We start from the raw sequence: 13527 nt of genomic DNA on the forward strand, positions 1-13527 counted from the left end.
ACTATTAAGGAGGCTAAATACATGAGTGAGACCGTACATGAAGTGGAAAATGGCGTTCATAATTATAGCAGTGAATCCGAGTGGGTAAAACCAACGGACCCGGTAACCTTGGAACGTCTGGAATGGTTCCAGGATCAGAAGCTCGCCTTGATGATGCACTGGGGTCCCTATTCCCAGATCGGGATGGTGGAATCGTGGACACTTAGTGACGAAGACGGCGATTGGGCACGAAACGACGTCGATTGGACGAATGATTATGAAGAAATGAAACGCGAGTACTTCGCGCTGAATAAGACATTTAATCCGATTCGCTTCGAACCGGAGAAGTGGGCAGAAGTAGCTGCCGAAGGCGGCTTCAAATATTTGATCTTCACAACTAAGCATCACGATGGTTTCTGCATGTGGGATACGCATACGACTGACTATCGCATTACAGGCAAAGAGACTCCTTTCCATGCGCACCGTTACGCGGATATTTGCAAGAATGTATTCGATGCATTCCGTGATAAAGGACTTGCGATCGCGACGTATTTCTCCAAAGCGGACTGGAATACGCCGTATTACTGGGCACCGGGAATGGAGAGAGGCCGTCATATGTGGCGCGGACCTTCTTACAATCCGGCGGAGCATCCATCGATGTGGGAGAAATTCGTGCAGTTCACGCATGAGCAAATTATGGAGCTAATGACTCGCTATGGCCGAATCGATATCCTGTGGCTGGATGCCGGCTGGGTACGAGATGGCGGCAAGGTGAATCAAGATATTCGTCTGGGTGAAGTGGTTGAGCGTGCACGTCAGACATCGCAGCCATGGCTGCTGTCGGCTGACCGTACAGTTGGCGGCGCATATGAGAACTACGTCACACCGGAGCAAACGATCCCGGATCGTCCGCTGCATGTGCCGTGGGAGAGCTGTATCACAATCGGAACTTCTTTCTCGTTTGGTTTCGAGGACAAGTATAAATCCGCTCGTCAATTGGTTCATATCTTAATGGAAGTAGTCGCAAAAGGCGGCAACTTGGCGCTAAACGTTGGACCTCAGCCTGATGGTAGATTGCCTAAAGGCGCAGTGAAGAGCATGAAGGACCTCGGAGCATGGATGAAAGTGTACGGCGAAGCGGTCTACGGTACGCGGATTTGCGCGCCTTACTACACAAGCGATTGTGCATTTACGCGCAAAGGCGACACGGTTTACTGCACTTATCTGTATGCAAATGAGAATTCGCCGGTATCCGGACAAATCCGAATTCCGTATGCAGAAGCGATTACGGGCATCGAACTCGTGGATACAGGAGAATCCGTCTTCTACACACGGGATCAAGAATTCATTACCGTGCATCTGCCGGAGAGCCAGTTGACCGAAGCAGCTCCAATCGCGCATGTATTCCGCATAGCTACGAAGTAATTCGGGAGGGCTAAATCCAGCTAATTTGGCAAGGAGACCTAAATTAGTGTAGAATAAAGTGGATTTTTTAAACCGGCGACGCGGGAACATAAGATAAAGGGGGATGGACATGAACAGAAACTGGTTCCGGAAATTACTTTTATCCTATCTTCCCGTGTTTTTTGTCGTGGTAACCATACTATTTGTGGTCTTCTTCCAAACCCTTAACGAGCAGAATCGCAAAGAAGCGATCAAGGCGAATGATTTTCTTGCCCAGCAGGTTGTCCGGTTCACGGACAATTCACTCAAGACGCTTGATTATCGTATTTTACGGGACACTCTTTCGTCTACGGAACTGAGGAAGTTCTTTAATGCGAAGAGCGAAGATGTGTTCATCAATATGCAGGCAAACACGCTCATGGATGATTGGAAACTCAATTATTCAATCATCGATTCCGTCTATCTCATCCGGTTAAAGGATGATTTCGTTGCGGGTGACGGATCAGGCATCACCGCAGACTTTGTGGACAAGCCATTCATACAACCGTTTATTGAACAGAAGCTGCCTTCAGGCAAGTGGACAGGCAAGCGAAGCTATAAGCCGTATCCGGCCGAGAAAGCTAAGGATGTCATTACGCTTGTGCAGGATTATCCCCATTTCACGACGTTGAAGAAAGGCTACATCGTGGTGAATGTCAGCTTGTCCAAACTGAAAGCCTCTGTTACGCCGATGTACAACCCGAATCTTACTTTTGTTCGTATAAGCGATAAACAAGGAAACAGCCTTATGGATGATAGCGCAACAAGTCTTGAATCCAGGAGCGTGTTGTCTCGGTATGTTTCTCCTTATACGGGATGGGGTGTCGAGAGTGGACCGGCTGATTCCGGGTTGTCGCGGCTTGTGCTCAATTTCTATAGTATTTGGGTCATCATTGCCATAGTTGCGGTTCTCTTAGGCGTCATATGGGTCGTTCACGTAACAAGGCGTAACTATAAACCGATCAGTCAACTTGTTTCCCTTATTCGGACAAGTGCGTTAATCAAGCCGGAGGAGGACAAAGTTGGCAGCAATGAGTTCGGGTTTATCCAAGGCGCGCTAGAGCATCTTATGGAGGAAACGACGAAAACGAGGGAACAGAATAAAGAAACGGTTATTTTGAAGAAGAAGCATCGCTTTAATGAAGCCGTCGAAGGGCGAGTTCCCATTCGAGAGTCGGAATGGCAGGCCGATTTGCTTACGTATCATGTAAATCCGGCAGGCTCGCAGGCTTTCGTGCTTGTTTTTGAAATTGACCGTTATAAGCAGTTCATAGAGACGTATCATCATCAGGATCAATCCATTCTTAAATTTGTCGTAACGAGCGTTACCCAGGAAATGTCCGGACTTAGCAGTGCAAGCGTATGGGCGGAATGGATTACGGAAAGTAAGCTCGCTGCAATTGTATGGGTACCGGATGAAGCGGATGGGTCTGCACTAAGCGTACAAATCGGTGAGCAAATCGTAGAATGGGTGCAAAGCAATCTGAGCTTTACGATCACCATTGGCGTAGGTGCTAAGGCGGGCAGTCTTGAAGAAATCCGAAGCTCGTACGAGCTCGCGGGCAATTTGCTGCAATATAAGGCTGTGCTCGGAACGGGAAGATTGCTTCAACCATCGGAGCTCGATGCGTCAAAGTTTCGTGTTCACGATTATTTTGGCACGATTCATTCCCTATCCCAGGCGATTAGGCTTGCCGAGAGTGGATGGAAGAAGCATCTGGACGAACTGTTCGATCAAATTCAAGATTCCATCTCATCGCGGAAGGAAATCGAGAGCTTCCTGCAGTTTCTGCACCAACAGCTGAGCCGCGTATTTGTGGAGCTGTCCAAGGATTATCGCAATGTGTGGAAAGATGCAGGCGCTGAGCTGGTTGAACTAGGGAGAAACTGGGAGACTGTAGCGGAATTAGAGCAGGGCTGTACGAAAATCTTCGAATCAGCTACTGATCGATTGCAGGCGCTTAAGGATTCCCAGCGGACGCGGGCTGTAATCGGCGATATTCGGGCCTATATCGAAGAGCATTACGCCAATCCGGAGCTCTCGCTTGACCATCTTAGCGACAAGTTCAACCTTCATGCGAAGAACATCAGTAAGCTGTTTAAAGAAGAGTCGGGCGGGAATTTTGTAGACTTCTTAATCGGACTGCGGATGGATAAAGCCAAACAACTGCTACTCAGTACGGATAAATCGTTACAGGAGATTAGTGTGCAGGTCGGCTATTTTAATTACAACTCCTTCAACCGAGCGTTCAAGAACGTTGCGGGACTTTCACCGAGTGATTACCGCAAGCAGCAAAAATGATGGGCATTCTATAACCTTGGGTCATGCCGGCAGCATCGGCGGACACCAAGGTTTTTTTGCGGACTTTTATAGGATGGATATACAGCCAATGAAGCGCTTAACTCTGTGATGTATGGTAACGCCCACCCGAAAATCGGCGCTTTGCGGGGGCGAAAAAGTGCATGTGTAGAAAAATGAGGAGTACTCTTATTTCTTAACGCTGATATCAGCCAAATGCGCACGCCGCGAAAATAGTGGTATCGCGGAATCTTACGAATTGCTGGTGTTGTCCTCGGCAGGCTAGAATCGAGCTATCGAATACGACACTGAATTAAGGGGTAATGCGGATGGCGCAGACATGGAGCAATATGAAGCGGAGTTGGGAGCTATACCTGCTTGTACTTCTTCCGGTACTCTATCTTATCATCTTCAAATATATACCGATGTTTGGAGTAATTATCGCGTTTAAAGACTTTAATGTTATTAAAGGGATTCTGGGCAGCCCATGGGTTGGGTTTAAACACTTTGATAATCTGTTTAGCTCGCCAAACTTCCCTATATTAATTAAGAATACGCTAATCATCAGTTTCTACTCACTCTTGGCAGGTTTCCCGATTCCGATTCTGCTGGCACTGGCACTAAACGAAATTCGGACAGGCTTCTTTAAACGGTCCGTTCAAATGATCACTTACGCGCCTCACTTCATTTCGACGGTTATCATGGTATCGATTATCATCCTGATGCTTTCACCGCATGTTGGGGTAATTGACAGAGTCATGTCCTTCTTAGGATGGGAGTCCGTTAACTTCATGGGTGAGCCTGCATTGTTCAAGTCCATCTATGTCTGGTCCGGTGTGTGGCAGGAAATGGGTTATGCATCCATTATCTATATCGCAGCATTGGCCAGTGTCGATCCTTCGCTCTATGAAGCGGCACGTATGGATGGCGCTTCGAGATTCAAGAAAATCATTCATATCGATTTACCATCTCTGCTCCCGATCACGATTACGCTGCTCATTCTAAGTCTGGGCAACGTCATGGCGGTCGGCTTTGAGAAAATCTTCTTGATGCAAAATTCGCTGAACTTGAGTACTTCCGAGGTTATCTCGACTTATGTGTATAAGGTCGGTTTGCTTGGAGCGAACTTCAGCTTCTCCTCCGCGGTTGGATTATTCAATTCCGTCATTAACTTGATCCTGCTTGTCGGTGTAAACGCAGTAGCACGCAGAGTTTCTCAAAACAGCTTGTGGTAGAAAGGCGGCCGTCTATGTTTATCAAACAAAAAATCAGAGAACCTTTCGGCGACCGTGTCTTGCTGATAAGTCTGTATCTCTTGCTTGCAGCGATTACGCTGACTGTGCTTTATCCGCTGCTTTACATTTTCAGCTCATCCCTCAGCTCGCCGGATGCCGTTGTTTCAGGCAAAGTGTGGCTGTTCCCGGTCGACTTCTCCTTTAGAGCCTATAAGTCGATTTTCCAGAGCTCGCAGCTCATGACAGGTTATTATAACAGCTTTATTTATACGATTTTCGGGACGTTGATTAACGTTACCTTTACCGTACTCATGGCTTTCCCGCTGTCGCAGCGGACGATGCCGGGCCGCAAATACATCATGATTCTCATGATGGTGACGTTATTTTTCAGCGGCGGACTCATACCAACGTACTTGTTGGTGAAAAATTTACACATGCTGGATACACGCTGGGCATTATGGCTCCCTGGAGCGTTCTCCATTTTCCAAGTCATTATTGCAAGAACTTTCTTCCAATCTTCGATTCCATCGGAGCTGCAAGAGGCTTCCCAGATGGATGGTTGCCGAGACTTGCGTTACTTGTGGAGCATCGTATTGCCGTTGTCCAAACCGGTCTTGGCAGTTATGACGCTGATGTACGCAGTAGGACACTGGAATGCCTACTTTGATGCCCTGATCTACTTGAGATCGGAACATCTTTTCCCGCTTCAATATGTTCTTCGTAACATGCTGATTCTTAATGCAGCCGATCCTGCGATGCTGGCGAATACCGCACAGAGTCTTCGGGATAAGGGCTTCGAGCAAGTGCTTAAATATGCGCTGATCGTCGTAGCCTGCGTACCTGTTCTCATTATGTATCCTTTCGTACAGAAGCATTTCGTCAAAGGTGTTATGGTTGGTTCCTTAAAGGGCTAACTTCAACAATATAGTGTGAACTAATTGTGGAGGTGGGGCAACGACAACATCGATCAGTCAGAAGCGTGTCGGCAATCAGGGGGAACTGTTCGGGAAATTCGAGCAGCTGCAACGAAACTATTCATTCTAGGAGGAGTTCGTTTTGAAAAAGTCCATCTGGGTATCACTCATGATCGTATTGATCAGCAGTATCGTTCTTTCCGCATGTGGCAGCAATAATAAAGAGAATGCCGGTGCAAGCAATGAAACAACAGGTGACAACGCAGCTACTGAAGCGTCTGAACCTATCGATATCGGATTTTTTGCACCGCAAGGCAAAGCGCCGCTTGAGGACAATGAATACACGAAGCTCGTGGAAGAGAAATTCAACGTCAAAATCAAGTGGGATGTCGCTCCTACTGATGCACTCGTAGACCGTAGACAGCTGCTGCTTGCAAGCGGCGACTATCCGGAAGTGTTCCTGGAAGCGAAATTCACGACCGGCGACTTGATGACTTACGGCAAGCAAGGCGTGCTGATTCCGCTTAACGATCTCATTGACAAATATGCACCGAATTTGAAGGCGATGTTTGAGAAGAAGCCTTACCTGAAGGAAGCTATGACTGCGCCGGACGGCAACATCTATGGAATTGCGCGCTTGAATGAATGTTACCACTGTACACATGCGCAAAAGTTCTGGATGAACAAAGCATGGCTAGACAAGCTGGGACTTGGTGTTCCTACAACGACTGACGAGCTTTATACGGCTCTGAAAGCTTTCAAAACGCAAGATCCTAACGGCAATGGCAAGGCAGATGAAATTCCATTGACAGGTGCTCCAAACAAATCGGTTTGGAACGGTAACATCGACTCCTATCTGATGAATTCATTTATTTATAACGATAACGATAAGTATTTAACAGTAACAGATGGTAAAGTAGACTTTGCAGCGAACAAGCCGGAGTGGAAAGAAGGCTTGGCTTACATGCACAAGCTGTACAGCGAAGGTTTGATCGACAAAGCGTCATTCACACAGAATGATCAAGCAGTTGGTCAGCTCGGCCAACGCGAAGGCGATGAAATCGTAGGTTCCATCACTACTGCTCTTGTCAGCTACCTGGTTAAAGCTTATGAAGATACAGATGAGCGTCAAAAGCACTGGGTTATCGTACCACCGGTAAAAGGTCCGAGCGGTGTTCAACTTGCAGGCACGTCGCAAGGGATCGCCGAGTTCCCGATGGCGATTACGAATAAAGCGTCTGAAGCACAGCAAATCGCAGCAATCAAAATTATCGACTATGCGTATAGCGAAGAAGGCTCGCTGTTCAGCGAATATGGCGTCAAAGAAGGCATCGGCTGGAAGAAAGCTGAAGCAGGCGAGCTTAACATTACCGGCCAACCTGCGAAGTACAGCTTCTCCGGACTGCAGCCGCTAGACGAAAATGTTGTGCGCAATGACAGCTGGTCGCTTCTTGGACCTAAAGACTTGTCCAAGGAATTCCGCGATTTGTTCGCGACAGCTCAAGACCCGCTGACAGCTGCAGGTTACGAGAAACGCCTTGCAGACGCAACAGCAGCATATGATGCCTATGCACCGAAGGAAACTTACCCATCCGGCGCTTATGTGAAAGCAGAAGATACGGATACAATCGCTCAATTGGCGACTTCCATCAAGGATTATGTAAATTCGAACATGGCACAGTTCATCATTGGCGATAAGGATATTGAGAAAGATTGGGACAGCTACGTGAAAGGGTTCGATGGTCTGAACCTGCCGCAATACGTCCAAATTTATCAATCCGCGATTGAAAAGAAATAAATGAAAAGAACAAGGAAGTATTCCTTCGGGCGTACTTCCTTGTGCTTGTCTTGGGGGAGAAAGGGAGGAAGGTACTATGCGTTACAAAGACGCTTCGCTTACAGTCTCTGAACGGGCAAGTGACTTACTTGCACATATGACAGTCGAAGAGAAGATCGGTCAAATGACCCAGCCATTCGGGTGGAAAACGTATCATAAGAGGGCTGATGGCACGATCGAGCTGGATGCTGACTTTCAAGAACAGATTAAGAAGGGCGGCATCGGTTCACTCTATGGCACGCTTCGTGCTGACCCATGGACGGAAGTAACGCTGGAGAACGGACTCTCGCCAGAGGAAGGCGCTCGCGCTGTTAATGACATACAGCGTTATGCGATGGAACAGTCCAGACTCGGCATTCCGATTCTCTTCGGCGAAGAGTGCTCGCATGGACATATGGCGATTGGCGCTACAGTATTTCCGGTTCCGCTTCTAATCGGAAGCGCATGGAATGTGGAGTTGTACCGCGAGATGTGCCGCGCCGTAGCGCTGGAAACCCGCAGCCAAGGCGGAGCAGCTACGTATTCGCCGGTGCTCGACGTCGTACGGGATCCGCGCTGGGGCAGAACCGAGGAGTGCTTCGGGGAAGACCCGTTCATGATCGGGGAGCTGGCGGTTGCCGCTGTACAGGGACTGCAAGGGGAACGTCTTGATGGCGAAGGCAGCTTGATCGCGACGCTGAAACACTTTGTCGGCTATGGTGCTTCGGAAGGAGGACGAAATGCCGGCCCGGCTCATATGGGCAAACGGGAGCTGCATGAGGTCGACCTGCTTCCGTTTCGGAAAGGTGTCGAAGCCGGGGCGAAGTCGATTATGCCTGCTTATAACGAGATTGACGGTGTGCCATGCACATCGAATGCCGAACTGCTTGAGCAAGTGCTCCGCCAAGATTGGGGCTTTGACGGATTCGTCATTACCGACTGCGGAGCGATCAATATGCTTGCTTGGGGACATGATGTCGCCAAGGATGGCGAGGAAGCGTCGGCGATCTCGCTTAAGGCAGGCATCGATATGGAGATGTCGGGAGCGATGTTCGCAGGTCATCTTCACGGCGCGCTGCGTAACGGCTTAATTAAAGAAGCGGATCTCGATGTGGCAGTGCTTCGGATTCTAAAGGCCAAGTTCGAGCTGGGATTGTTCGATCGTACTTATGTCGATCCGGCAGCGGCTGCGCGGATTATCGGCTGCCCGGAACATGCCGAGCTTGCGCGCGAGGTTGCTCGTCAAGGCATTATTATGCTGAAGAACGACAATGCGGCGCTTCCGCTGTCCAAAGCAGCGAGTGGTAAAATTGCCGTGATCGGTCCCAATGCCGATCACATCTACAACCAGCTTGGCGACTATACGTCGCCGCAGCCACGCGAACAAATTGTCACGCTGCTTGACGGAATTAAGGCAGCGCTGGGCGAACAGGCGCAGGAGCGTGTGCTTTACGCGCCAGGCTGCAGAATTCAAGGCGATTCCACGGACGGCTTTGCTTCCGCTTTGGCCTGTGCGGAGCAAGCAGATGTCGTCGTACTGGCGCTTGGCGGCTCCAGTGCGCGGGACTTTGGCGAAGGCACAATCGATTTGCGCACAGGCGCATCCGTCGTATCGGAGCTTGCTTGGAGCGATATGGAATGCGGGGAAGGGATCGACCGCACCGGTCTTCATTTGATGGGCGTGCAGCTTACGCTGGCGCAGGAAATTCATAAATTAGGCAAGAGGCTTATTGTGGTCTATATTAACGGACGACCGATTGTGGAGCCATGGATCGACGAGCATGCCGATGCTATTCTTGAAGCTTGGTATCCGGGGCAAGAAGGGGGCGCTGCACTCGCAGACATTCTGTTCGGCGATGTCAATCCGTCCGGCAGACTGACGATATCTGTACCGAAACATGTAGGTCAACTTCCGGTCTACTATAACGGCAAAAGAAGCCGGGGCAAACGGTACTTGGAAATGGATGCAAAGCCGCGTTATCCGTTTGGTTTTGGACTGAGTTACACGACTTTCGAATATAGCGGACTTGCCGTATTCCCTGAGGTGATAGCACCGGACGGGAAGGCAGTCGTAACCGTAGATGTATCGAATACCGGGGATGTCTCAGGTGCTGAGGTCGTTCAGCTCTATATCTCCGATAAAGTAAGCTCGATTACTCGGCCGATAAAGGAGCTGAAAGGCTTCGAACGCGTTGTGCTTGAGCCGGGAGAAACAAAGACCGTCAGCTTCATCGTAGGCAAGGAGCATCTGCAAATGCTGGATGCGAACTTGAAGCCTTTTGTCGAAGCAGGCGAGTTCCTGATGATGATCGGAAGAAACGCAGAAGACGTAATCAGCACATCCTTGCATGTGCGAAGCGAGGTGTAGAGAATGTATCGCATTAATCGTTTTATTCGAAATCTGTCGGAGCGTCAGTGGGCAGAGGCGTCGACCCTGCTGGATTGGGAGATGCGAAAGGTCCGCTACGGCTTGCCGGGTGAATATGAGACGCTTCCGGGCGGAGAGTCAAGTATCTTGAAGGACACGCGTCTGGATGGGAAGCACGGGATTACTTATTTTCTGACGAAGCAAATCTCGATTCCTGCTCATTGGGAGGACGGAACGGCTGGTTTATCGATCAGTGGCGGCGGAGAAGGACTGCTTCGCGTAAACGGTGCGTCTTATCAGGGCTTGGACCGCAATCATGACTTCGTACCCCTCTACCTGAAAGGAGCGGGCCGTGAGCCGCTGCTTGAGATCGAATTGATGGATCCGATTCCGGAGCCGTTTGATCCGCTGAACAACCAAGCACCGGTTGTCGCGCCGATAACGAATTATGAAGTGAATCTAGTTCGCGTCAACAAACCTGTGCAGAGCTTGCTCTACAGTGTTCAAGCGGTTTACGAAACGATGCGTATGCTGCCGGAGCAGGACTACAACCGCCAGCAGATGATGGACACGCTGTATGTGACCATGAAAGAAGCGGAGCAATTACCAGAGGATAGCTGGCATAGCCCTGAGCTTGTTGCTGCGATTGAGAAGGGACTTCGTGACCGGATCGGTGAACAATTCCCGGCGAGTCCCTCACAGGGTAAGATGCATATGGTCGGTCAATCGCATATTGATATTGCTTGGCTGTGGCCTGTCCGGGAGACGGTGCGCAAAGCGAGCCGTACCTTCTCGACGATGACGTCGCTGATGGAGGAATACCCGGAGTTCATCTATTCCCAAAGCCAGCCGCTTCTGTATGCGTTTGTGAAAGAGCATGATCCTGCACTCTATGCCAAAATCAAACAAGCCGTAGCAGACGACCGTTGGGAGCTTGTTGGGGGCATGTGGGTCGAGCCGGATCTCAACATTCCAAGCGGGGAGTCGCTTGTTCGTCAAATGCTGTACGGACAGCTCTTCTACCGCGATGAGTTTAACAAGAGCTCGGCGATCGAATGGCTGCCGGATACGTTCGGCTATTGCGCTTCGCTTCCTCAACTGCTGAAGCTGGCAGGAGTCGATTACTTCATGACGACCAAGCTGAACTGGAACGATACGAACAAATTCCCGCATGAGCTGTTCCGCTGGGTCGGCATCGACGGAACGGCAATTGTCTCGTACTTGAACCATGGCATTAACGAGCATACAAGACCGAAAGACGTTGAGGAGCACTGGAGAGAGTATCGTCAGAAGGATAAGCTGAACGAGCTGATGCTGTTGTACGGACATGGAGATGGCGGCGGCGGCGTGACACGCGAAATGGTTGAATTCGCGAAACGCGGGTCGTTGATGCCAGGTCTTCCGACGAGCAGCTTCAGCACGGCAGCCGCATTCTTCGATTCTGTCGAAGAAGTCGCTCACACTTTGCCGGAGTGGCATGGTGATTTGTATCTGGAGCTGCATCGCGGCACCTTGACGACGCATGGTCGAAACAAGAGGAGCAACCGCAAAGCGGAGGTACTGTACCGCGAAGCGGAAATTTGGAGCTCGCTGGCTCGTGCATACACGGGCACTGTCGGCAATACGGATGCGCTTGCTGAGGGCTGGAAACTGATGATGCTTAACCAGTTCCACGACATTATCCCGGGTACAGCCATTACGGAAACGTATGAAACGTCAGCTGCGGAATACGAGCAAATTTTTGCGATCGGCAACCAAGGGCTCTCGCAAGCGATGCTTACAGTCGCTGGAGAAATTGGCGCGGTCGGCGAAGGAACGCCATACGCCGTGTTCAACAGTCTTGGTTGGGAGCGCGATGAAACCGTCGTGCTTGAGGTCGGCGCGCATCAAGTAGGCGTTAGCGCGTTTGATGACGGGGGCCGTCGTCTGCCATGCGATCGGGTAGAGCTTGAATGCGGCAAGTTCCAATTGTCGATTGCCGTCTCTGCTATCCCGGCCTTTGGCTATAAAACGATCTGGCTGCGGGAGCCAAAAGGTGCTGAAGCGAAGCTGCGTCAGGTGAGCTCTGTTAACGATGCTGGTTCCCTAGACGAGTGGGAAACCGCTCACTACAAGCTGGCATTCAATGAGCGCGGAGAGATCGTCCGCTGGCTCGACAAAGCGGCGAACCGTGAACTGCTGCCTAAGGGTGCGAAGGCCAATGAATTGCAGTTCTTCCACGACAGACCGCTGTACTGGGACGCGTGGGACATCGATCCTAAATTTGAGCAGTACAGAGCTGGCGAAGCAGAGCTGATTTCGAAGAAGCTCGTTCTTTCCGGTGAATCGCTCGATATCATTCGCTTCGAGTGGCGCTTGGGCGAATCGAGTATTACGCAGGATCTGATGCTGTACCATCATCAGAAACGTGTCGATTTCAAGACGCGCGTACAGTGGAATGAGAGCCATAAGTTGCTGAAGGTCGCATTCCCTGTGGACGTCTTGAGCACGAAGGCAACCTATGAAATTCCGTTTGGCGCCATGGAGCGTCCGACACATCGCAATACGAGCTGGGAGCAGGCGCAATTCGAGGTTTGCGGACATCGCTGGGCGGATTTGTCGGAAGGCGGCTACGGCGTCAGCCTGCTGAACGATTGCAAATACGGCTACGACGTGAAAGACGGCGTGCTGCGTCTATCCTTGCTTCGCGCTCCGAAATGGCCGGATAATACCGCGGATCAAGGCGAGCATGAATTTACGTATTCGTTGTTCCCGCATGAGCAGGATTGGCGTCAGGCTGAGGTTGTGCGCAGAGCGGCGGAATTGAACCATCCCGCGATTGCCCTTCGTCTTCCGGAAGGCAACGTATCGGCAAACTCCCTGCCGGCATCGTGTTCGATGCTGCAGCTGGACAGCCGTTCCGTCTTGCTGGATACCGTCAAGCCGGCAGAACGCGGCGAAGGAACGATTCTTCGTTTCTATGAATCGACGGGAAGCCGTGATCAAGTGAAAGTGCAGCTGCCGGCGGGTACGAAGCGGGCGAGCATCGTTAACCTGCTCGAGGATGAGCTGGAACCATGCAGCATTGGAGCGGATGGCGTACTTACTCTGTCGTTTAAACCATACGAGATTCAAACGGTTCGATTCGAATAATGAAGACTGTTAATCAAACCATGAAGAGCTGTCCCATATGTGGGACAGCTCTTCGGATTATAGAGAAACCCAGCGTTTTTTATAACGTTGGGTTTCTTTTTAATTGTCGGTTAATCTGAGGGCAATCTTCTTCATACCGAATAAACTTTAACGGTTGTCAGCGTGTCTATTTCATGAAATGAACGACTTTTAGAATTCTAACGGTTGTGAGCATCTTTATTCGCTATAAAATGGTTGATTTCTACCGGAACATGTCCAAATAAGCTCGATGGCAACCGTAAGAAAATAAAAATGGGCTATTTCGGCAATATAACCACTCTCACAACCGTTACAAGTTGGAA

Annotated in this window: 7 protein-coding genes; all 7 read left to right on the plus strand. The window is 50.1% G+C overall.

The genetic code is table 11. From position 1 onward, the window contains the following. Window positions 1–21 precede the first annotated feature (21 nt). Window positions 22–1404, plus strand: a complete 1383-nt coding sequence (locus AC506A_RS22565; RefSeq protein WP_495463247.1) for an alpha-L-fucosidase — start codon at window positions 22–24, stop codon at window positions 1402–1404. Between the two features lie 109 nt (window positions 1405–1513). Next, on the plus strand, window positions 1514–3724 hold the full coding sequence (locus AC506A_RS22570; protein WP_495463248.1) for a helix-turn-helix domain-containing protein: 2211 nt from the start codon (window positions 1514–1516) through the stop codon (window positions 3722–3724). Window positions 3725–4050: 326 nt separating this feature from the next. Continuing rightward, on the plus strand, window positions 4051–4956 hold the full coding sequence (locus AC506A_RS22575) for an ABC transporter permease (RefSeq protein WP_495463249.1): 906 nt from the start codon (window positions 4051–4053) through the stop codon (window positions 4954–4956). A 14-nt stretch (window positions 4957–4970) separates the two neighbouring features. After that, window positions 4971–5870, plus strand: coding sequence for a carbohydrate ABC transporter permease (locus AC506A_RS22580; RefSeq protein WP_495463250.1), 900 nt, complete (start codon window positions 4971–4973; stop codon window positions 5868–5870). A 142-nt stretch (window positions 5871–6012) separates the two neighbouring features. Beyond that, on the plus strand, window positions 6013–7668 hold the full coding sequence (locus AC506A_RS22585) for a type 2 periplasmic-binding domain-containing protein (protein ID WP_495463251.1): 1656 nt from the start codon (window positions 6013–6015) through the stop codon (window positions 7666–7668). Window positions 7669–7744: 76 nt separating this feature from the next. Continuing rightward, window positions 7745–10054, plus strand: a complete 2310-nt coding sequence (locus AC506A_RS22590) for a glycoside hydrolase family 3 N-terminal domain-containing protein (protein WP_495463252.1) — start codon at window positions 7745–7747, stop codon at window positions 10052–10054. A 3-nt stretch (window positions 10055–10057) separates the two neighbouring features. Next, window positions 10058–13186 carry an alpha-mannosidase gene (locus AC506A_RS22595; RefSeq protein WP_495463253.1) on the plus strand — a complete coding sequence of 1043 codons (3129 nt, stop codon included), beginning with the start codon at window positions 10058–10060 and terminating at the stop codon, window positions 13184–13186. Window positions 13187–13527: the final 341 nt, after the last annotated feature.

This window comes from Paenibacillus sp. N22P23 (genome assembly GCF_059383735.1).

Bases quoted from the DNA above. Each gene is read 5' to 3' on its own strand.
- AC506A_RS22565 (WP_495463247.1), top strand. From the start codon at position 22: ATGAGTGAGACCGTACATGAAGTGGAAAATGGCGTTCATAATTATAGC.
- AC506A_RS22570 (WP_495463248.1), top strand. From the start codon at position 1,514: ATGAACAGAAACTGGTTCCGGAAATTACTTTTATCCTATCTTCCCGTG.
- AC506A_RS22575 (WP_495463249.1), top strand. From the start codon at position 4,051: ATGGCGCAGACATGGAGCAATATGAAGCGGAGTTGGGAGCTATACCTG.
- AC506A_RS22580 (WP_495463250.1), top strand. From the start codon at position 4,971: ATGTTTATCAAACAAAAAATCAGAGAACCTTTCGGCGACCGTGTCTTG.
- AC506A_RS22590 (WP_495463252.1), top strand. From the start codon at position 7,745: ATGCGTTACAAAGACGCTTCGCTTACAGTCTCTGAACGGGCAAGTGAC.
- AC506A_RS22595 (WP_495463253.1), top strand. From the start codon at position 10,058: ATGTATCGCATTAATCGTTTTATTCGAAATCTGTCGGAGCGTCAGTGG.